This is a genomic window from Lysinibacillus sp. NPDC086135 (assembly GCF_044746345.1).
In the GTDB taxonomy this organism is placed as follows: domain Bacteria; phylum Bacillota; class Bacilli; order Bacillales_A; family Planococcaceae; genus Lysinibacillus.
Genome location: NZ_JBIVCA010000001.1, coordinates 136,635 through 159,381, shown reverse-complemented (window position 1 = coordinate 159,381; position 22,747 = coordinate 136,635). Strand labels below are relative to the sequence as shown.

The window sequence follows — 22,747 nt, the reverse complement described above, 5'->3', positions numbered from 1 at the left end:
AAAAAACACATTGAAATCACTTGGATTTCAATGTGCTCAGTTTAACTTCTTTTAGCGGATGTCACTGAATTATGCATTAACTGTTTCTAAAGCTTTTGCCACTTTTTTCACAAGATCTACAACGCGTGCAGAATAACCCCACTCATTGTCGTACCAAGCAAGTACTTTCACTTTGCGGTTACCCATTACCATTGTAGAAAGTCCATCTACTGTAGAAGAGTAAGTTGTTGTATTGTAATCAGAAGATACTAGAGGCTCAACTGAGAAGTTTAAAATACCTTTCATCGGACCTTCAGTAGCAGCCTTCACAAATGCAGCATTGATAGAATCTACTGTTACGTCTGTATTTAAATCAACTACTAGGTCAACTAATGATACGTTTGGTGTTGGAACACGAAGTGCCATACCATGAATTTTGCCTTCTAATTCTGGTAACACTAATTTTAATGCTTTTGCAGCACCTGTAGATGTTGGAATGATTGATTGTGCGCAACCACGTGCACGACGTAAATCTTTATGTGGATTATCTAAATTCTTTTGGTCATTTGTATAAGCGTGAACCGTTGTCATTAATCCGCTTTCAATTCCAAATGTGTCATTTAATACTTTGGCAACTGGTGCTAAGCAGTTTGTTGTACAAGAAGCATTAGAAATAACATCATGTTTTGCAATATCAAGTTTCTCATCATTTACACCTAAAACAATTGTTACGTCCTCGTTTTTACCAGGTGCTGTTAAGATAACTTTCTTTGCTCCTGCTTCTAAGTGCATTGCTGCTTTTTCACGATCATTAAATTTACCAGTTGCTTCAATAACGATATCTACACCCATTGTTGCCCATGGTAATTTTAATGGGTCACGTTCGCTAATAATTTGAACACGTTTACCGTTTACAATTAAAGCATCGCCTGCTGGCTCAACTGAACCTTCGAATGTTCCATGATTTGTGTCATACTTAATCAAATGTGCTAACGTTTCAGCTGGGTAGCTAGCGTTAATTGCAACAATATTTAAATCTTCCTGCACGATCGCTTGGCGGAAAACCATACGTCCGATACGTCCGAAACCATTAATAGCAACTGATACTGTCATTTATAAAATCCTCCTGTGAGTACATACTCAAATTAATTATATACTTTATGCTGATTAGTATAACACAATTTTAAAAAAGATGAACATTATAAACTTATAATATTAAAGTTCTTATTTTCTGAAAAATAAAATCGCCTAAATCAGTCCTTATTATGGTATAAACTCACAAAAAAATGCATAGCAAAGTGTTTTTGCTACGCATCCATGTTGTTAACTATTGTGTCAATGAAATTAAGGTGTCACATTAAATAAAGTATGGCTCTTCGGCAAAACGAGGGGGTGATTTCCGTTCCGGCTGGGCGCTTTGTAGCTGACGCTTCGCTTTCGCACAGAGCAAAGCTTCCTGGGGGCGTAGCGGAGGAAGCGGCTCGGCGCTCGCCCACAGGAAAGCGAGTAGCCTGGAACGGAAATCACCCTTTAATGAGCCACACCATTAAGAGATTTCCTTGCAACACAATAGTTTTTCAAAAATATGAAATGCGTAGCAATATGTCATTGCTACGCATCGAATGATTTTACAGATTCTTAGTTAAAATTACATCCCAATAAGTCAGGATTTTTTTTAATTGGTGCTCTGTTTGTTCTAGATTTTCATTATTATAAATAACAGCATGGGCGCCTTTTTCTTTGACTGACAAAGGTAACTGAGAATGCATTCGAGCTAGTGCATCTTCCTTCGATAAGTTGTTACGTTCCATTAATCGACGGAGCTGCACCTCTTCACTAACCGATACCACAATAATACGCTCGACAAAATGCTCCAGCTTACTTTCAAATAAAAGCGGAATATCCATCACAACATGCTTTTCTCCAGCCTCTAAATAAGCATCACGCTGGCGTAACATTTCCTGACGAATAGCAGGATGCATAATATCATTTAACATTTTACGTTTAGCAGGCTCGTGAAAAATAATATCGCCAAGCTTGGTGCGATTTAAACTACCGTCTTCTAGCAATATATGTTGTCCAAAATTTTCAGCTATTAACCTTAAAGTTTCCGTTCCTGGTTCTACAACATCACGTGCAACAATATCTGCATCGACAATAGGTAAACCAAGTGCTGTCATCATTTTTGCTACTGTACTTTTTCCGCTTGCAATACTTCCCGTTAGTCCGATAATCATAGTTAAATCCCCTTTAATGTTGACAATTTGGGCAAAAGACTGATGTGCGCCCACCTATCGTCATTTGGCTCGTTGCAGTACCACACGTTGGACACATCTTCTTTCCATACATTTGCAGTCGTTTCTGCATACTTCCAGCCTCACCATTAATATTACGATAATCTGAAATTGTTGACCCCCCCGCTTCAATGCTTTGGCGTAAAATGGCGACAATTGCCTCGAATAATGTACACTTACTCTTTTCACTGATGCGGTTCATTGTGCGGGCCGGATGAATTTTTTGAGCAAATAATGCTTCGGTAGCATAAATATTGCCACAGCCCGAAATAACCTGCCCATCCATAATGACATCCTTAACGGCCTTTTTCTCATATTTCGGTAACTTTGATTTCGCAATAAAATAATCACATGCTATTTCATCGAATGGCTCTGGCGCCATTTTTGTTAATGGTGCATGATCTTCAATTTTTGTTAAAAAACGTAGTTCACCAAAGCGGCGTATATCCGAATAAATTAAATAGCCACCATCTGCCATTTGAAATGTAGCATGAATATGCTTTTTAAATTTCGCCTCATGGATTTCCTCAGGCGAATTCACTACAAACCATGCACCTGTCATCCCTAAATGACTAACAAGCACATATGGGACATCCGCTTTCAGCAAATGAAAAAAGATGTATTTCGCACGTCGTTCGACTTTTGTAATCATCATTTGAGACAAGGATATTTCAAATGCATCAGGCTCAGCTTGCTTCACGATACATTGTTTTCCCTCCCCAAAGGAAAAACGAATAATTTCAGATAGTTGAACCTGTTGAATTGTACGCCCTTCAATTTTAGGTTTTAATGCCTGGACGACACCTTCAACCTCTGGTAATTCAGGCATTTTAACCCCTCCTTATTTTGCTTCGTACCAAGTCGCACCGTAATTAAAATCTACTTTTAATGGTACCGAAAGTGCGATTGCGTTCTCCATAACCTCTGGTACTATTTTTTCAAGCAATGCAATCTCCTCTTTAGGTGCTTCAAAAATTAATTCATCATGCACTTGTAATAAAAGTTTTGCCTGCATATTTTCTTTTTTCAAGCGAGCATCCATATCAATCATTGCTTTTTTAATAATATCAGCTGCACTTCCCTGAATTGGTGTATTCATCGCAGTACGCTCTGCAAAGCTTCGTAAATTGAAATTTGAGCTCGTAATATCCGGTAAATATCGACGTCTATTTAAAAGTGTTGTCACATAACCATTAAACTTCGCATCTTGGACGATATCATCCATATATTGTTTTACACCTGGGAAACTCGCAAAATATTTCTCGATAAATGTAGCAGCTTCCTTACGGGTAATATCCAAGTTTTGCGATAAGCCGTAATCACTAATACCATAAACAATACCAAAATTTACTGCTTTTGCAGCACGGCGCATATTACTGTCGACCTCATCTTCTGAGACATGGAATACATCCATAGCAGTACGTGTATGAACATCCATACCTTCACGGAAAGCGTCAACTAAGTTTTCATCCTTTGACATATGAGCCAATACACGCAATTCGATTTGCGAATAATCGGCAGAAAATAATATCCAATCTTCGTTCGATGGCACAAATGCTTGACGAATTTTTCGCCCTTCTTCTAAACGAATCGGGATGTTTTGCAAATTCGGATCCGTTGAGCTTAAACGCCCTGTAGCTGTTAATGCTTGTTGGAATCGAGTATGCACCTTTCCATCCTCTTCATGGATTTCCTTTAGCAGGCCTTCGATATAAGTTGACTGTAATTTCCCAAGCTGACGATATAAAAGAATATGCTCAATAATGGCATGCTCTGGTTTTAATTTTTCCAAAACATCTGCTGCAGTGGAATAGCCTGTCTTTGTCTTTTTAATAACAGGAAGACCAAGTTTATCAAAGAGGATGACCCCTAATTGCTTTGGTGAATTAATATTGAAGGCTTCTCCTGCCTCCGTATAAATCTCCTGTTCAATTACAATTAGTTTGTCATTTAGTTCCTGCCCCATTTTCTCTAATGTGGCACGATTGACCGTGATTCCTTCACTTTCCATTTCCCCTAAAATAGAAGCAAGCGGTAGCTCTAAATTTTTATAGAGTTCAAACTGTTCGTTTTCCTTTAGCAATTCTTCAAGCTTAGGCTGTAAAGACCATACAGCAAAGGCTTTGCGACTGGCATGCTCAGCAAGTGCATCAATGGCAGGTATAGCTCGTTTCGCCCCTTTACCATAAACAGTCTCATTTGCCTGCACATTACGATAGCCTAGTTCTTTCGCAAGTGTTGCCACATCATCTCCACTTAGCGCAGGATTATTAATATAAGAAGCAAGTAATAAGTCAAATTCCACACCAGCTAAATGAATTCCCGCACGTCTTAACGCAGCCTGAGATGCTTTTGAATCAGACATATACTTTATTTTAGTAGCATCTTCTAACCAAAGACGAAGGACATCTGATTGAGCCGCAATATCAAACGGCACATACATTGTTTTCGCTCCATCTGTGAGTGCAATGCCTAGTTGCTGGCATGTATGATAATGCTCGTCCTCTAGCTCCAAATGCACTGCCATTACATCTTTTAAATGCTCTTGTTTTACTTCTTGCACAATGTCATAGTCAAAAGGAGCTTGTTCCTCTTCTCGGACAGTAAAATCACTTTTCTCTAGCAATGATTTAAAGCCAAGCTCTCGCCACACGCTAATTAATTCTTCTTCATTCGGACCATTATAGATAAGATCCGAAAGCGTTATTTCAATCGGTGCCTCTGTAAAAATGGTAGCCAGCTTTTTACTCATTAGTGCCTGTTCTTCATTGGCAACTAATTTTTCTTTCATTTTAGAAGCCTTCACCGTATCCATTGCCGCATAAAGCGACTCTACTGAACCATGCTCTTTTAGCAATTTAACTGCTGTTTTTTCACCGACACCTGGTACACCAGGGATATTATCTGAAGAATCTCCCATTAAACCTTTCATATCAATTATTTGCCCGGGCGTTAAGCCGTATTTTTCTGCAATAAAGGCTGGTGTATTTTTTTCAATTTCAGTAATGCCTTTTTTAGTAATATATACTGTTACTTGCTCAGTCGTAAGCTGTGTTAAGTCTCGATCTCCTGATACGACAATGACGTCCATATCTTGTGATGAAGCTTCTTTGGCGAGTGTCCCTATAATATCGTCCGCTTCGTACAATTCAAGCTCATATCGCTTAATACCATAAGCATCAATAAGCTTCCGTATATAAGGAAACTGCTCCGATAATTCTGGTGGAGTCTTTTGTCGACCACCTTTATATTCCGTAAATGTCTCATGACGGAAGGTTGTCTTACCCGCATCAAAGGCAACCAAAATTTTCGTTGGTTGCTCTTCCTCTAATATTCTTTGTAGCATTGTTGTAAAGCCGTATACTGCATTCGTATGAATCCCACTATCATTCGTCAATAATGGCAACGCAAAAAACGCGCGATATGCTAAACTATTGCCGTCCAATAATAGCAATTTTTCCTTTGTCATGATTTTATCCTCCTGCGTTGTCGTCTTCTTAATTGTAAAACGAAAACGTATGTTTGAAAATGCCTCTTCCTTTTACTTTATCGAGAAAACGGGTATTTTACCAATCATAACGTTGAAAATCGCCAAATTTTCTACATCAATAGCTTAGGATTGACTGCACAAAAAAAGCCAATCACTCATTGTAATTGACTTCATCTATGTTATTCACTGGCTTTATTCGTTTTTTCTTTACGATAAAAAATCTCTTCATATATGACTGTCAAAATAAAGGCGTTCATAAAGGCAAATACTAAAAATAATGGCATACCACCAAGCTGTGGATGTGTAAGCTCTGTATTAAACACCATTACAGTGCCGATTTGCGCTAAGAAGAAAATAAAGCCAATCCCTACTTGCCATATAGGACGTTTAACCTTGCGTTTCTCGTATAAAAATATTCTTTTAAATATTTTGCGTACATCCGCAGCAATGATTAAACCTAATAAAAACAAAATGACAAAAAATACTGGTATATGATAAACACTTTTTGTGATCCATGCAAAATCTGATAGACGGAAGAAAAGTGTAAATAACGATGCAATACTACAGGCTATCCCTAAATTTTGGAGCCACTTACTAATTTGCAACTTCACAACTATTACCCCCATTTTTTATTTCTCGAACAATATCATTCTATCAGATAATAGTCATAAACGGAACATAAAATTATAAATTTCTATCATTTTTACAACAAATAATCGACATATGATAGATTTTTATTTAGCGGGTGATTAAAAACATCTAATCAAACTTCGAAGGCTCCTCACCATAACGTGGAGTTGATTTCCGTTGGGCGCTTTCCTGTAGGCGTCCGATGAGCCGCTTCGCTGCAGGATCTCGGGCCAACACGATGTTGGTCACGAAGCCGTTATCACAGGATGTGATGTTTTTAGCCTTCGTTCCTCTATTGCTAATCCCCAAGGAGTCGCCCAATCGGAACGCATATATAACTATCGCCATCCATTAAAGTCCTTCCAACGCTATACAAAAAACTTACTAAAATGTAAAAAGCCGTCTCAAAAAGTTTGAGACGACTTCATATGCTTATCCCTGCAAGAATAATCGTATTATTTTATCCCGCATTAACGGGCAGTAATTTATCTATATCAAAAGCGAAGCGTCAGGTACAAGACTCCCACCTCAAAATTCACGAAAGTAAAGAAGTTAAGCGGGAGATTAACTGCCCGTAAAAGCCCGATTGGTGAAGACTAATAATCAGTGGGGTTAGAGAACCCCCACTGATTAAAGTTTCACTTTATATAGCCAGATAATATTTTTGCATAGGGTGAAGTGGATGGCAAAATAATGACCGTATCTTCACCTACAGTTTTCTTATATGATTCTAATGTACGGTACAATGAATAGAATTCAGGGTCTTGAGAGAACGATTTATTGTAAATCTTAGCCGCTTCTGCTTCACCTTCCGCTTGAATCATTGCTGCATCCTTTTTCGCTGTTGCGAGCATTTCTTGAACTTCCTTATCTGTTTGAGCTTCAATACGGCGTTTCTCAGCATCACCTTCTGATAAATATTTTTGCGACATTGATTCACGGTCCGAAATCATATTTGTAAAAACGGATTGCTCATTTACAGATGGCAAATCAATACGACGAATACGAACATCTATTACTTCTATTCCATACTTATCATTTGAAAGTAACTCATTGACACGTGCAGTTACCTGATCGTTGATACCTCCACGTGAAGAATCTTTATCATTAATAATCGCCTTATATTCTATTCGACCAAGCTCTGAACGAATAACTGAATAAATAAACTCTTCCATACGTGATTCAACTTTTTCTATTGTTCCTGCATTTGAAATTAATTGCTTTGGATCTGTTATATGCCAAACTGCATAATTATCAATAATAATTCGTTTTTTATCCTTTGTATTAATTTCTTCTTCAGAAACTTCATACGTCATTTGGTTTTTTGGTAGCTTCGTTACACTTTGAATAAATGGAACCTTTATTTTCAAGCCAGGCTCACTTTGAAATTTCACTACTTCTCCAAACTGTCTAACAACTGCGTATTCGGATTCTTTAACTATATAAACATTAGTAAATAATATTATGGCAATAACAAAAACGGCTGTTAATGTTACGGCAAGAGAAATATATTTTTTAGGATTCATCGGGCTTTTTTTCGACATTTTGACCACATTATCCACTGTATCCTCTTCTTTTGGAGCAGTATTTTTGGATTTACCTGATAAAAAATTGAGGAATTTTTCAAGATCCTTATTTTTTTGGTCCATTAGTTACCGCCCCCTTCTTTTTTCTCCTCTTTTGGTGTTTCCTGCGCAGTAGGTGTCTCCTGTTTCGCAGGTTGTAATGCTTGAAGAGGCAAGTATTTCATTGTATTGCCATCATCATTCATAATATAAATTTGTGCTTTAGGTAAAACATTTTCAAGCGTTTCTAAAATTAAACGCTCACGTGTAATTTGTTTATTACCCTTATATTGCTCATACATTTTATTAAAGACAGCTACATCCCCTTGGGCCTGCTCAATACGGGCTGTTTTTTCACCTTGAGCCTTCGAGATAATAGCATCTTTTTCACCTTCAGCTTCATTAGTACGCTGATTCTTATATTTTTCTGCTTGATTAATTTTTGTATTTTTCATTTCACGTGCGTCTGTAACAGCTGTAAACGCTGCTCGCACATCTGCATTCGGTAACTCAACATCTTTTAGTTTTACCCCTAAAACACTAATACCAATATCGTATTTTTCAATAAGAGAAACGAGTAAATCTCGTGATTTTGCTTCTATGTCCGCTTTTCCCTCTGTTAACGCAGCGTCGATTTTTGAGCTACCAATAATTGATCGGATCGCACTCGACGTAGCGCTATGTAATATTTTTTCTGGATCTTGTGAGCTGAATAAATACTTTTTCGGTTCGGTAATCTTCCATTGAACTACAAGGTCTGTTAAAACAATATGCTCATCCCCTGTAATCATTTTCGTTTCAGCATCATAAGCTTCCAATTCCCCATCTTTATTTTGCTTATAGCCAAACTGTAAACTAAATGTTTCCTTCGATAAAACCTCAACCGATTGTACAGGCCAAGGTAATTTAAAATGTAAACCTGGTTCTGTTACTGTATTATCGGCACGACCGAACGTTATGACAACGGCTTGTTCTGATTCATCTACCGTGTACCATGATGTAAATACCGCAATAAGTGCAACAATGCCGAAAATGCCAAGTCCCACCATCATTAGTGACCTTTTCACACTCATGTCTAATCCTCCCTTAAGCTTAGTACTAATGTATACGTGGCACTTCTTAAAAAGTTTCAAAACATTTTAATAAACCCATTTTTATTTTAGGCAGTTTGACATAAGAAGGATTGTGAAGCTCACCAAATAAAATAGAACAAAAAAATCCTGCTACCATTTAAGGCAACAGGATATTGACAACTAGATGTTCAAATGCTGGGAAAAATGTTGTTGATAATACAATGCTAATTAATGCAGCTACAATCATAGCAAGACTTGCAAACGTACCTTCTAGCTCACCAAATTCAAATGCTTTAGATGTACCCGTACCATGTGCTCCCATTCCTAACAGTAGACCTCTAGAGGATGGTCGATGGAAACGACATGCTTTAATAACTAACGGTGCTATTATACTCCCTAAAATACCAGTTACCATAACGAAAACTGCAGTAAGCGTAGGAGAGCCACCAATCATATTGGAAATGTCCATCGCTATTGGTGTAGTAACTGAGCGTGGAACTATGCTATGCACAAGCTCATTATTTAGTCCAACTAATACAGCAAAGGTAAATGATGATGTAATCGCGACAGCTGAGCCAACTGCAATACTTAGAAAAATTTCAAAAGCATGTTTCTTTAATAGGTTAAAATTTTTATAAATTGGTACCGCGAATGCAACTGTTGCTGGGCCTAGTAAATTTGATAAAATACCGGCTCCTGCAGTATAAGATTTATAGGATGTACCCGTTAGCAGCAGGATGATAATTGCCACTAATGGTGTGATCAGTATAGGTGTTAACCATTCCTTCTGATACTTTTTATAAAACATTTTACTAGTATAAAAAACTGCAATAGTACCTAGTAAACTTAGTATAGCTATTAAAAAGCTCATGCAGTATCACCTTTCTTTCGTTGCCCTAGCAATTGTGCTGTGAAACCTGTTGCAAACATTACAACTATGGCACTCAATACAATAACAAGCACAGCTTTCACACCTTGCACACCGAATAATGCAGTATAATCGATTACTCCGATAGCAGATGGAATGAAAAATAGTAATAATTCACTAAGTAATAAACCTGCACCTAGCTCAATCCATTCAAGCTTAATAATATGAAACTGCAAAAGTAAAAACAATAAGACTAGTCCAATTATGCTCCCTGGAATCGGCAAGTGAAGTAGACGTGCAATACTATTCCCAACAAATAAAATTACATATAGATAGCCGATTTGCACGATACTTTTGACGATTTTCATGGTCATCCTTCTCTCAATTTTTTATCCCGCTTAAACGGTCAGAATATAGAGCACTTCTAGATAAGTGCAGACCGTAAGCCCGATTGGCTCAACTAATAAGTTAGTTGAATATTATGCTACTATACTTTACACCTATTTGCGTTACGTGTAAAACAGAAAAAGAATCTATCACCAAAAAATTTGGCAATAGATTCTTCCTATCGGCGATAACTAAGCAACACAATCAGAAAATCTTCATATATAAAGATTTTTTTGGCTATTAAAAAGTCTTAACAATTATATAGGGGTTTCTACTAACAAGTATAAGGCCCTATTGTGAATCTAAAATTGTGCTAATGTAAAGAATTCGTTAATTTTTTCGGAATCATGACAATCATTTTTGTCCCAATTCCAACTTCACTTTCTACCTGAATGCGGCCATGATGCGCCTCTACTAAGTGCTTCACAATAGCAAGCCCTAAACCTGTACCCCCAGAATTCCGACTTCGTGCACGATCCACACGGTAAAACCGTTCAAAGACACGGGCAATTTCATGCTTTTCAATACCTATACCTTGGTCTTCTATTTCAAGAATACCGTACGTTTCATTTTCCTTTAATCGAATCGTAATGATTGTATTTTCCGGAGAGTACGTAATAGCATTAGTAATTAAATTAGTGACAATTTGAATGATACGATTCGCATCACCCATAACTTGAACATCACGTTCTATATCAACACGAAAGCTCATATTTTTCTCATCCAGACGAGGTCCTGTCAGCTCTGCCCCACGTATAAGTACATCTTGCAAGCCCATCGGCATAATATTAACGGTAAAACCATGCTGTTCAATTTTCGATAATTCTAGTAAATCCTGGATAAGCATTTGCAGACGGTTACTTTCCTTATAAATGATCTCTAAAAAAGATAGCAGCATTTTTTCATCCTTATATGCTCCATCCAGTAAAGTTTCAGAAAAGCCTTTAATAGATGTAATGGGTGTACGCAATTCATGGGATACATTTGCTACAAAATCCTTACGAATCTGCTCTAAACGAACAAGCTCTGTAATATCATGCATAACGATAACAACACCAAGCCATCTACCATGATCCCCTATAACAGGTGCTCCATAGACTTCCTTATTGTATAGCTCCTGTTGGACCTCCATTTTAATTTGTTGTCGATAAGGCATTTCCGTTAGAAACACATGGTCGATAAATTGCTCCAGAGTTTTAGGTAAGCCAATTGTACGAAAAACTTTTCCTTGTACATCGTTAATTTGCATACCGAAACGCTCTAAAAATACACGGTTCACGATAGATATATTCCCCTCACGTCCAATCATCATGAGGGAGCTTCCCATATTTTCAATTAACGTTTTAAGCCTTTCCTCTTCTACCTCGCGAATCGCCGTAATATCCTGTAAGTTACGCGCTAAAATATTGATGGAGTGACTAAGTGGCATCATGCGTTCATGCTCATTTTCATGGGCACGAGCACGGTAATTTCCCTTCGCCAGTTCAAGTGCTGTATCTGTCACGTTATCAATAGGAGCAGTGAAATTTCGAATCATATAGCGACTTACAATAGCCATTAAAATTAGCGCTATTAAAAAAAGAATCGCTAGCACAACATATAGTCGCGCATGAACATTCGATATTATAGAATCTGTTGCCTCAATGTTTTGAGCAGTATACAGTGCCTCTCTATCTTCTTTTGTTAGTTCAATCTTTCGTTCATCTAATACTTGGTTAATGGATTCTTGCACCTGTAAACTAGCTTGCTCATTGTACTGTTCTATATAAACAGGAAAAAGCTGACCTATAACAATCATTAGGACAGCTAATATCGATCCAAGCAATAGCATGAATGTCAAGAATAAGCGGTTGCTCATTGATTTCATGTCGTCTTCGGCTCCTCGAATTTATAGCCAAGGCCACGAATTGTTTTGATGAACATCGGCTTACGGCTATTTTCTTCGATTTTATCGCGAAGGTGGCTAATGTGCACATCTACAATTCGAGTATCACCAGCAAAATCATACTTCCATACAGCACTTAATAGCTGATCACGTGTTAAAACACGGTTTTTATTTTCAAGTAAATAAATGAGTAACTCAAATTCCTTTGGTGTAAATTCCAGTGCCTCATCCTGTAAAAATACTTCAAAACGCTCTGGAAAGACACGCAATTGTCCAAATTCAAACATTTTCTCTTGTGGCCCATTCTTCTCTTCAGGCACTACATTTTGTGTAAAACGTCTTAAAACCGCCTTTACCCGTGCTAACACTTCGCGCGGACTAAAGGGCTTCGTCATATAATCGTCTGCTCCTAGCTCTAGACCAAGTACTTTATCGAACTCATCATCCTTTGCTGTTAGCATAATAATAGGTGTATTCATACGTTGTTGACGGATCTGTTTACAAACCTCCATACCATCAAGCCTTGGAAGCATCAAATCTAATAAAATTAAATCGGGTTGTAAGTCGATTGCCTTACCTAGACCCTCTTGACCGTCTGCAGCTGTTTCTACTACATATCCAGCCTGTTCTAAATTATATTTCAATAATGTCGCAATCGAAAATTCATCTTCTACAACTAAAATCGTTTTTGTCATGTATAAAGCCTCCGTTAGTGATTTGAAACCCCCATTTCAAATCTCAAGACGTCTATAAAGCAAGTGGTGGTGTCACCAGCAAAGTACCCTCAATCATAAGCTGCTTCTGCTCATTATAAGAGTGTACCGATACAGTAATTGTATTTTGTAATTTATTTACTTCTGTCACCTCTAAAAGAGTATCAAATAATTCATAATGATAGAGCGGCTCTAAATATTTTATATGTTGCTCAATAATTCGTGCACCTGGTCCAGGAATATACTTTGATACTGCTGAAGTAATAATGCCATTTAACATAATTGTTGGTACGATTGGCTTTTGAAAAGGAGTCATCGCTGCATAATCATGTTGAATATAAAGCGGATTATTATCATTCGTAAGTCCTAAATAAAGCAGTAAATCCTTATCTTCTATCTTCTCGGTAATATGAATCTTCTCGCCAACTGTAATTTCATCAATAGTGAGACCAAGCTTACTGTTTTTTTGAAGCAAAAATACGCCAACCCCTTTTCTATCATATACCTTCATAGTATCAATTTTATTCCAAAAGTACAACGAAAAGCAAAATAACCATTTTATCTTTATTCAGCAAAATGAGTTCGTCTGTGCGACAGCTACCATTATTTCAAGGCGAAATAGATTAAAGTTTAGTATCATAACGTAGGGGTGATTTCCGTTCCAAGCTACTCACCATAATCGAACGGAAAGACTTCTAACAGTGATAAGTTTGTAAATCTGATGCCGCTGACGCTTCGCTTTCGTACAGAGAACATTTGTTGCTGAAGTTTTGCTTTATTACTATACATTAAAGTAACATGCCCGAAGTTATACGCTATATGAAGTGGTTGTTGGAGTGGAGACTGGGCGACTCCTTGGGGATTAGCGTCTAAGATGAGACCCTGCAGCGAAGCGGCTCATCGGACGCCCCTAGGAAAGCGCACAGTCGGAACGGAAATCAACCCCTCACTTTGCCAAAGAGTCATACTTTAATTTCATTGACATTAATCGTTTTTTCAACAACATAAAATCGAGTAGGAATGAATCCCACTCGATTTCATAAACTTTTATTAAGCTAAAACTTTCATAACGTCGCGGACAGCCTCTGCCGATTTATCTAAAGCCGCTTTTTCTTTGTCTGTTAAATCAAGCTCAAAGATTTTTTCTATACCATTTGCACCTAATAATGTCGGAACACCTAGATATAAATCATTGTAGCCATATTCGCCTTCTAAGTATGCAATAGATGGAAGTATACGTTTTTGGTCTTTAATGATCGCTTCCGCCATTTCAATAAGCGCAGCCGAAGGAGCATAATATGCAGAACCATTACCAAGGAGGTTAACGATTTCTGCACCACCTTTACGTGTACGGTCTACAATCTCTTCAAGACGATCTGCTGGAATTAATGATTCTAATGGAATACCACCAGCGAATGAGTAGCGAGTAAGTGGCACCATTGTATCGCCATGACCACCTAACACAAAACCTGTGATGTCTTTTACTGAGATATTCAGTTCTTCAGCTACAAACGCACAGAAACGAGCTGTATCAAGTACACCTGATTGACCTATTACACGATTTTTAGGGAAACCAGTTTCTTTGAATACTGTGTAAGTCATTGCATCAACTGGGTTTGTAAGAACGAGGATTGTTGCATTTGGTGAGTACTTAGCAATTTCCTTAGAAACAGCTTTCATTACATCTTGGTTAATTTGAACAAGATCGTCACGGCTCATACCTGGTTTACGTGCAACGCCAGCAGTGATGATTACTACATCAGAGTCTGCAGTATCTGCATAATTAGAAGTACCTTTAACATAAGAATCATAGCCTTGCACTGGTGCAGCTTCCCACATATCTAAAGCTTTACCTTTTGTTGGGTTTTCAGCTTGAGGAATATCCACTAACACTACATCACCAAGTTCTTTTTGAGCTGCTAAAAATGCTGCAGTAGCGCCAGTAAAACCGCTACCGATTACTGAGATTTTTTTTCGTTTCAGAGACATTCGAATACGCTCCTTTAAAATTAGGTTATATAATCAATTATGCCTCGGCATAATTGTGTCAGGAATCGGCTTTAGGCCTGCGTGATGCAGGTCAGTTAGCCGTTATCGCATGGATGCGATGCTTTTAGGCTAACATCCTATGTGAACTCCTTTCCGATTCCGTGACATCCGCCGGAGGCTTCTTTCAGCGGGTGTTTAAACACCCGCTGAAAGAATTTAAAAAAGGGAGGAGAATAAATTCTCCTCCCTCGATTAAACAAGTTCATCGTAAATATTTTATTAAGCTAAGGTCAATAGAAATTTACATTTCACCCTAATTATATCGGCAGAACATACTTCCGCTTTAACTATAATTTCTATTTAAAATAGAAAATTATAGGTTTTTGATTAATTCATTAGCGAATTCTGAACATTTTACTTCTGTAGCGCCGTCCATTAAACGAGCGAAGTCGTAAGTTACAACTTTAGAAGAAATTGTTTTCTCTACAGATTTAGTAACCATGTCAGCTGCTTCTTGCCATCCTAAGTGCTCAAGCATTAATACGCCTGAAAGTAATACTGAAGATGGGTTTACTTTATCTTGACCAGCATATTTTGGAGCTGTACCGTGAGTAGCTTCGAAGATCGCGTGTCCAGTTACATAGTTAATGTTTGCGCCTGGAGCGATACCGATACCACCAACTTGAGCAGCTAATGCGTCAGAGATATAGTCACCGTTTAAGTTCATTGTAGCAACTACGTCGAACTCATTTGGACGAGTTAAGATTTGTTGTAAGAAGATATCAGCGATAGAATCTTTAACTAAGATTTTACCAGCTGCTAAAGCGTCAGCTTGTGCTTTGTTTGCTGCTTCTTCACCTTGTTCAGCTTTAATAGCATCATATTGGTTCCAAGTGAATGTTTGGTCAGCAAATTCTTTTTCAGCTAATTCATAACCCCATTTTTTGAATCCACCTTCAGTGAATTTCATGATGTTACCTTTGTGTACTAAAGTAACAGATGGGCGTTTATGATTAATAGCATACTCGATAGCAGAACGTACTAAACGCTCAGTACCTTCTTTAGATACAGGTTTTACACCGATACCAGAAGTTTCTGGGAAGCGGATTTTGTTAACACCAAATTCAGTTTGTAGGAAGTTGATGATTTTTTGTGCTTGTTCAGAACCAGATTCGAATTCAATACCAGCGTAGATGTCTTCTGTGTTTTCGCGGAAGATAACCATTTCAACATCTTCTGGACGTTTAACTGGAGAAGGTACTCCATCAAAGTGACGTACTGGACGTAAGCATACATATAGGTCAAGCTGTTGACGTAATGCTACGTTTAGAGAGCGGATACCACCACCGATTGGAGTAGTAAGAGGACCTTTGATTGCGATTAGGTATTCGTTAATTTTGTCTAAAGTTTCTTGTGGTAACCATTCACCAGTTTGGTTGAATGCTTTTTCACCAGCTAAAACTTCTAACCATTCGATTTTCTTTTCACCGTTATAAGCTTTTTCTACAGCTGCGTCGATTACGCGTGATGCTGCAGCCCAAATATCTGGACCAATTCCGTCACCTTCGATGAAAGGAATCACTGGATTGTTTGGTACATTAAGTACGCCATTTTCAACTACAATTTTGTTTGACATTGATGTTGCCTCCTAAATTCATAATCATAGGACTGTGTTTTCAGTAACACAGTCCCAAATATTCTAGCATATTTTCCGAATTAGCGCTCGCTGACTGGAACATATTTTTGCATGCCTGGTCCAACATACTCTGCACGTGGACGGATTAGACGGTTGTTAGCATATTGCTCTAAAATATGAGCTACCCAACCAGAAGTACGTGACACTGCGAAAATTGGTGTGAATAGGTCATGATCAATACCTAAAGAATCATACACTGACGCAGAGAAGAAGTCTACGTTTGCAGGTAATTTCTTTTGTTCTACGATCATGTCATGGATTTTAACTGACATTTCGTAAAGCTCTGGTTTACCAGTTAGCTCAGTTAATTTTTGTGACATTACACGTAAGTGTGGTGCACGTGGGTCGCCTTTGCGGTATACACGGTGACCGAAGCCCATGATTTTTTCTTTGTTATCTAATTTATTTTGAATATAAGATTCAACGTTTTCTAGTGAGCCGATTTCAGTTAACATTTTCATAACTTGCTCATTTGCACCACCATGAAGTGGTCCTTTTAATGCACCGATAGCTGCAGTTACACCAGAATAAACATCTGACAATGTAGCTACACATACACGTGCTGTGAATGTAGATGCATTTAATTCGTGATCAGCATGTAATACTAATGCTTTGTCGAATGCTTCCACTTCGATTGCTGCTGGCTCTTCACCTTTAAGCATGTATAAGAAGTTTGCTGCATATCCTAATTCTGGTTTTGGCGCAACTGGCTCTAAACCTTTACGAACACGCGCAAATGCAGTAACTACTGTAGCAATTTTAGCTTGTAAACGGATTGCTTTACGGTAGTTAGCTTCTGTATCCATAACATCCGCTTCTTCATCGAATACACCAAGTAAAGATACTGCAGTACGTAGTGCAGCCATTGGATGTACAGTTGAAAGTGGGTATGTTTTGAATTGCTCTACAATTGCTTGTGGAATAGACATGTTGTCTGCCAATTGTTGTTTTAATTCAGCTAGCTCGTCCGCTTTTGGTAAACGAGTATGCCATAATAAATAAATTACCTCTTCGAATGACGCATTCTCTGCTAAATCATCAATGTTGTAACCAACATATGTAAGTGTGTCATCGATAATTGAACTGATTTTAGATTCCGCTGCTACGATACCTTCTAAACCTTTAGTTGCTGACATAAATTATCGCTCCCTCATAATATATTTTTTAGTGGTAAATGCAGTTATTAGCTCGCATTTACGTTTTTTGCTCATATGAACCATTAAGTTAATCGCTTACATTGCTATTATAATCATTTTTGACAGCTTTGTGAATGAAAAACCTCCGAATAAAGAAAAAGGTGCACGAGCGATTATAAATAAGTTTTAAAAGAGATTCTTTTGTGCATTTCAATTTTAAATTATCATTTGAAACGGGGTGAATTTGTAAAAATGAGGAATATTAAATATTTTTCATACGAAAAGACTACAAGTATTTTGTTTTTTATATTCTATTTGGTAATATTGTGGTTCGTATTACCTGTATCTCTTGCGATTTTTTTGTCTTTTTCCACTTATCCTATTATAAAATTTCTTCATTCTTATTGTAGAATTACCTATTGGCTTGCAGCAATTATTGTGGAAGCACTTATACTAGCTTGCGTTTTTCTTCTCGTTATCATATCGATAAACAGTATTATTCTTGTCTTCCCTGAAATCAGAAATACATTACAAAATTTCCCGCTTTTTACTGAATATGAATCAATGTTCATCCAAGTTTTAAAGGAAAAATCACTTTCTATTTTCGATTCAATCTTTTTATACACAGCTAATATTTTCCAGCTATTCATGAAGCATGTAATTGAAGTATTTATATTCCTTATTGCTTACTATTTCGCCCTATTGGAAACGCGCAAATCCCGATATTGGTTTTTTCAATATGTGCCAAAAAAATTCCGCAATGAATGGCAGAAGCATTTTTCTAAAATAATGCAGCTATTTCATTACTTTTTGTACGTGGAGTTTCAGCTATTCACGATTACACTGCTCATTCTTTGTGCGGGATTTATGATTCTCCAATTTGAACAAGCCATCATTAAAGCTTTTATAGTTGCATTTGCAGATGTACTTCCGTTCTTTGGGATTGGCGTATTCCTTGTACCCATGAGCGTTTATTTTTACTTAAAAGGCAATACCTTTTTATGTGCAGCTATTTTACTTTTGTATCTCTTCGTTCAATTAACAAGGCAGCTAGCTGAATCCATGCTTTGGTCAAATACATTACAATTACGTACATTCCATACTTTTTTCATCAGTGCTGCCTCTATCTTATTATTTGGTTTTTACGGCATTTTACTGAGCCCTATATTTTTATTTTTGGCGGTTAAACTAAAGGATAATGCTATTTTTGAACGATGATAAATTGACCTTTTTTCATCCTTTTCCGCATCCAATAATAAAAGATTGGCTGGAACATTTTACGAGAAAAAGGCATGAGTAATAATAAACCAACAAGATCTGTTATAAAACCTGGTAATGCTAGAAGTACACCACCACTGAAATTTAATACTGTATCAACTAATGCTGGCCCCGGAGCTTCTCCGCGTGCTATCGTATTTTTTACCTTTTGTACAGAATTCATACCTTTATTTTTCACTATATAAATACCTATAATACTCGTAGCGACTATAAGCAATAATGTATTTAGAACACCAATATTTTGACCAATTACTATTAATAACGCCAACTCGGCTAATGCATAGACAATGAAACCAAGAAGTACTTTTCTCATATTTTTCTCCTTTCTAGTTGAAAATGCTATACCTTTTATACGTTATTATAGCCCATTAAGTTTCATTTAAAAAATTATGGGCCCTATTAAAGAGAAAACGACGTTATTCTTTTTATAGTAATTTCTCATTTCATGAGGGAACGATTTTTACGTTTGTTAAATATTGTTTTAAAACTAGGTCATCACCATAACGTGTGGTTGATTTCCGTTCCGGCTGGGTGCTTTCCTGGGGGCGTCCGATGAGCCGCTTCACTCTCCATGGTCTCATCTGTGACGCTAATCCCCCCAAGGAGTCACCCAGCCTCCACTCCAATCAACTTATACACACGACATACTTTTTAACAAATTGTCATCTCTTGATTCCGGTGATAAACCGCAAAATGCTATTTACTTCATCTTTATAAGAAAAGCTCTAGTACAATTATTTGTACTAGAGCTTTTTGTTATAGATAATAACATTTGCTAAAGAAGTTAAAGAACACTTGCATGCCCTTTGTAAATAACGCCTGTTTCAGCATCCATTGTAATTTCTTGACCATGGCGAATCAATGTAGTCGCTTCTTTTACTCCGACGATAACAGGGATACCAAGGCTTAGTCCTACAACCGCTGCATGACTTGTTAGCCCGCCCTCCTCTGTAATCAAACCACTACAATTTTCAAGTGCTGGCATCATATCACGATCTGAGCCAACCGTTACTAAAATGCATCCGTCTGTATCATATGCTAGTGCCTCTGCAGCATTTTTTGCAACAACTGTTTTACCTACTACTGAAGCTTTACCAATTCCTTGACCACGAGCTAATAAATCTCCGATGATGTGTACCTTCATTAAGTTAGTAGTACCTGCTTCACCAACTGGTACACCTGCCGTAATGACAACTGCATCACCGTGCGTTACGAAACCATGCTTCAAGCTTTCATCAACAGCTAGTTCTAAAATTTCATCTGTTGTCGTAACTCGTTGACATACAACTGGGTTCACACCCCAAACTAATGTTAATGCGTGAGCTGTATTAGAAGAACCTGTTACAGCGACAATCGGTACACCAGGACGATATTTTGCAATCATTCTAGCTGTGTTACCACTTTCTGTTGGTGCTAATACTGCCTTCACACCTAAGTTAATCGAAGTGTATGCTACTGCCTGAGAAATCGCCTCGGTCATGTTCGCCTCTTTTTCACGACTACGAGTAGAGACGATTACCTTATAGTCTAATGAATTTTCTGTACGCTGTGCGATTTTATTCATTGTTTGTACGGACTCTACTGGATAAAGCCCTGCTGCCGTTTCACCAGACAGCATAATTGCATCTGTACCATCGATAATTGCGTTTGCTACGTCACTAGCCTCTGCTCGAGTTGGACGTGGATTACGCTGCATCGAATCTAACATTTGTGTAGCTGTAATAACTGGTTTACCTACTTGATTACATTTTAAAATTAATTTCTTTTGTACAAGTGGTACTTCTTCTGCCGGAATTTCTACACCTAGGTCACCACGCGCTACCATTAATCCATCTGAAACTAAGATGATTTCATCGATATTATCGACACCCTCTTGGTTTTCGATTTTCGGGATAATTTGAATGTGGTTACCACCATTTTGTTCAAGTAATTCTCGAATTTCTAGTACATCCTTTGCTCGACGAACGAACGAGGCTGCAATAAAATCAACACCTTGTTTAATACCGAATAGAATGTCCTGTGCATCTTTTTCTGTAATTCCAGGAAGCTGTACAGAAACGCCCGGCACGTTAACACCCTTTTTATTTTTTAAGATACCTGTATTTTCAACAATCGTATGAATAAGTCCTTTTTCCATATCTTTTGCTAATACACGTAATTGAATAAGTCCATCATCTAATAAAATAATAGAGTTTTGCTCAACGTCCTCGATTAAACGATCATACGTTACAGAGAAGCTTGACTCAGTTCCTTCAACTTCAGTCATTGAAATATCAATTACTTGCCCTGCTGCTAAATGCAATTCTCCGTTTTTCATATTATGCGTACGAATTTCTGGACCTTTTGTGTCGAGTAAAATTCCAACTGGTTTCCCAAGTTTTTGTGCTACTTCGCGAATTAAATTAATACGTACTTCGTGCTCCTCATGAGAACCATGCGAAAAGTTTAAGCGGGCTACATTCATACCTGCTTCAATTAGTTTCTCTAAAACTTCTGGTGACTCACTTGCTGGACCAATTGTACATACGATTTTTGTTTTTCTCATTTTCTGCCCACTCCGTTTTTATGACAAATTATATTGATAGTTCTTTCATTAAAGTATATAAACTTACTTCTGCCTCATGATTTTTTTCGAAAGCCTCAGGCATATCGTAGTCAATAACTTGATGATTGCGGATACCTACCGCCCTGCCAGATTTTCCTTCCATCAGCAATTCAACTGCATGTGCACCAAATTGACTCGCTAAAACACGATCACGCGCAGTAGGTGAACCGCCACGTTGGATATGTCCAAGAACAGAAACACGCGTTTCTTTTCCTGTTTTTTCAAATAAAAGCTTCGCCAATTCGCTACCAGACATGACACCTTCAGCGACGATAATAATGCTATGCTTTTTCCCGCGAGCTGCACCACGGTCTAAGCGTGCCACAATGTCATCCAAATTATAATCTTCTTCTGGAATTAAAACTGTTTCAGCACCAGCTGCAAGACCTGCCCATAAAGCAATGTCCCCTGCATCTCGCCCCATTACCTCAACTATAAAGGAATTTTCATGGGAAGTTGCTGTATCGCGGATTTTATCAATCGATTCCACGACTGTATTTAGTGCAGTATCGAATCCTATAGTATACTCGGTTCCAGGTACGTCGTTATCAATTGTTCCTGGTACGCCTACAACAGGAAAGCCTTTTTTCACTAAATCCATAGCTCCACGGTAAGAACCATCACCACCAATAACGACTAGTCCTTCAATGCCAGCTTCACGCATATTATCAATGCCCCGCTGCTGAACAGCGTCTTCTTTAAATTCAGGACATCTTGCTGAATTTAAATGTGTACCACCACGTTGAATAATGCCACCTACTGAACCTAAATCGAGATTTTCCATATTACCATTTATTAAGCCATCATAGCCATGCTTAATTCCGACAACATCAATTCCATGATATGCTGCTTTACGAACGACTGCACGAATGGCTGCATTCATTCCTGGCGCATCTCCACCACTTGTTAATACGGCAATTTTTTTCATTGTCGAACCTCCTGCAGATACTATTATTATTCACATTAACATGAAAAAACAAACTATGTAAGGGTTCTGAGGCTAGAAAAACATAACTTTTACATAAAAAATAAAAAGAATGCGCTTTCACACACTCTTTCTATTCAAAAATATCCGAAATTTAACATCCATTCAATATATTTCCCTTATTTTTTCATGTTATTCACTCTAATTTTTTTATTAATACGAATCATAATTTCT

General features: G+C 37.7%; 19 protein-coding genes. 1 reads left to right on the top strand and 18 read right to left on the bottom strand.

Annotated elements, in window-relative coordinates; all coding sequences use genetic code 11:
- Positions 1-69: 69 nt before the first annotated feature.
- The 15 genes from ACIPKN_RS00670 to citZ all read right to left on the bottom strand — a co-directional run bounded on the left by ACIPKN_RS00670 (position 70) and on the right by citZ (position 17,705).
- Complete coding sequence (locus ACIPKN_RS00670) at positions 70-1,092, bottom strand: glyceraldehyde-3-phosphate dehydrogenase (RefSeq protein ID WP_142508812.1); 1,023 nt, start codon at positions 1,090-1,092, stop codon at positions 70-72.
- A gap of 515 nt (positions 1,093-1,607) precedes the next feature.
- A complete protein-coding gene (gene coaE, locus ACIPKN_RS00665; RefSeq protein ID WP_400932472.1) occupies positions 1,608-2,216 on the bottom strand; it encodes a dephospho-CoA kinase in 609 nt (202 codons plus the stop codon).
- Positions 2,217-2,229: 13 nt separating this feature from the next.
- Positions 2,230-3,102 (bottom strand): bifunctional DNA-formamidopyrimidine glycosylase/DNA-(apurinic or apyrimidinic site) lyase, encoded by an 873-nt coding sequence (gene mutM, locus ACIPKN_RS00660; RefSeq protein ID WP_400932470.1) that lies wholly within the window; start codon positions 3,100-3,102, stop codon positions 2,230-2,232.
- 12 nt (positions 3,103-3,114) lie between these two features.
- Positions 3,115-5,742, bottom strand: a complete 2,628-nt coding sequence (gene polA, locus ACIPKN_RS00655; RefSeq protein WP_400932468.1) for a DNA polymerase I — start codon at positions 5,740-5,742, stop codon at positions 3,115-3,117.
- A 200-nt stretch (positions 5,743-5,942) separates the two neighbouring features.
- Positions 5,943-6,374 (bottom strand): DNA polymerase I, encoded by a 432-nt coding sequence (locus ACIPKN_RS00650; protein WP_400932466.1) that lies wholly within the window; start codon positions 6,372-6,374, stop codon positions 5,943-5,945.
- A gap of 657 nt (positions 6,375-7,031) precedes the next feature.
- Positions 7,032-8,042, bottom strand: coding sequence for a protease modulator HflC (gene hflC / locus ACIPKN_RS00645; RefSeq protein ID WP_400932464.1), 1,011 nt, complete (start codon positions 8,040-8,042; stop codon positions 7,032-7,034).
- Positions 8,042-9,031 carry an FtsH protease activity modulator HflK gene (gene hflK / locus ACIPKN_RS00640; protein ID WP_400932462.1) on the bottom strand — a complete coding sequence of 330 codons (990 nt, stop codon included), beginning with the start codon at positions 9,029-9,031 and terminating at the stop codon, positions 8,042-8,044. Before hflK ends, hflC begins: the two co-directional genes overlap by 1 nt.
- A 157-nt stretch (positions 9,032-9,188) precedes the next feature.
- Entirely contained in the window at positions 9,189-9,902 is a 714-nt protein-coding gene (locus ACIPKN_RS00635; RefSeq protein WP_400932460.1) for an LrgB family protein, read from the bottom strand.
- Positions 9,899-10,267 (bottom strand): CidA/LrgA family holin-like protein, encoded by a 369-nt coding sequence (locus ACIPKN_RS00630; protein ID WP_079561583.1) that lies wholly within the window; start codon positions 10,265-10,267, stop codon positions 9,899-9,901. Before ACIPKN_RS00630 ends, ACIPKN_RS00635 begins: the two co-directional genes overlap by 4 nt.
- A 332-nt stretch (positions 10,268-10,599) precedes the next feature.
- Positions 10,600-12,153 carry a two-component system histidine kinase PnpS gene (gene pnpS, locus ACIPKN_RS00625; RefSeq protein WP_400932457.1) on the bottom strand — a complete coding sequence of 518 codons (1,554 nt, stop codon included), beginning with the start codon at positions 12,151-12,153 and terminating at the stop codon, positions 10,600-10,602.
- Positions 12,150-12,866 carry a response regulator transcription factor gene (locus ACIPKN_RS00620; protein WP_400932455.1) on the bottom strand — a complete coding sequence of 239 codons (717 nt, stop codon included), beginning with the start codon at positions 12,864-12,866 and terminating at the stop codon, positions 12,150-12,152. Before ACIPKN_RS00620 ends, pnpS begins: the two co-directional genes overlap by 4 nt.
- A 52-nt stretch (positions 12,867-12,918) precedes the next feature.
- Positions 12,919-13,359: a MaoC/PaaZ C-terminal domain-containing protein gene (locus ACIPKN_RS00615; RefSeq protein WP_142508802.1), complete on the bottom strand. Its 441-nt coding sequence runs from the start codon at positions 13,357-13,359 to the stop codon at positions 12,919-12,921.
- 575 nt (positions 13,360-13,934) lie between these two features.
- Positions 13,935-14,873, bottom strand: coding sequence for a malate dehydrogenase (mdh, locus tag ACIPKN_RS00610; RefSeq protein WP_132357190.1), 939 nt, complete (start codon positions 14,871-14,873; stop codon positions 13,935-13,937).
- A gap of 373 nt (positions 14,874-15,246) precedes the next feature.
- Positions 15,247-16,509, bottom strand: a complete 1,263-nt coding sequence (gene icd / locus ACIPKN_RS00605) for an NADP-dependent isocitrate dehydrogenase (protein WP_142508800.1) — start codon at positions 16,507-16,509, stop codon at positions 15,247-15,249.
- Between the two features lie 80 nt (positions 16,510-16,589).
- On the bottom strand, positions 16,590-17,705 hold the full coding sequence (gene citZ / locus ACIPKN_RS00600) for a citrate synthase (protein ID WP_132357192.1): 1,116 nt from the start codon (positions 17,703-17,705) through the stop codon (positions 16,590-16,592).
- Between the two features lie 252 nt (positions 17,706-17,957).
- On the opposite strand from citZ, the gene ACIPKN_RS00595 reads away from it, so the two are divergent.
- Entirely contained in the window at positions 17,958-18,923 is a 966-nt protein-coding gene (locus tag ACIPKN_RS00595) for an AI-2E family transporter (protein ID WP_400932451.1), read from the top strand.
- On the opposite strand, the gene ACIPKN_RS00590 is transcribed toward ACIPKN_RS00595, so the two are convergent.
- From ACIPKN_RS00590 to pfkA, 3 genes are all read right to left on the bottom strand, one after another.
- The gene (locus tag ACIPKN_RS00590; RefSeq protein WP_400932449.1) at positions 18,907-19,296 is read right to left on the bottom strand and encodes an FxsA family protein; all 390 of its coding nucleotides are present in this window, start codon (positions 19,294-19,296) and stop codon (positions 18,907-18,909) included. The two genes, ACIPKN_RS00595 and ACIPKN_RS00590, sit on opposite strands and share 17 nt — an antisense overlap.
- 471 nt (positions 19,297-19,767) lie before the next feature.
- Positions 19,768-21,528, bottom strand: coding sequence for a pyruvate kinase (gene pyk, locus ACIPKN_RS00585; RefSeq protein ID WP_400932447.1), 1,761 nt, complete (start codon positions 21,526-21,528; stop codon positions 19,768-19,770).
- A 28-nt stretch (positions 21,529-21,556) separates the two neighbouring features.
- Entirely contained in the window at positions 21,557-22,516 is a 960-nt protein-coding gene (gene pfkA / locus ACIPKN_RS00580; protein WP_400932445.1) for a 6-phosphofructokinase, read from the bottom strand.
- Positions 22,517-22,747 lie beyond the last annotated feature (231 nt).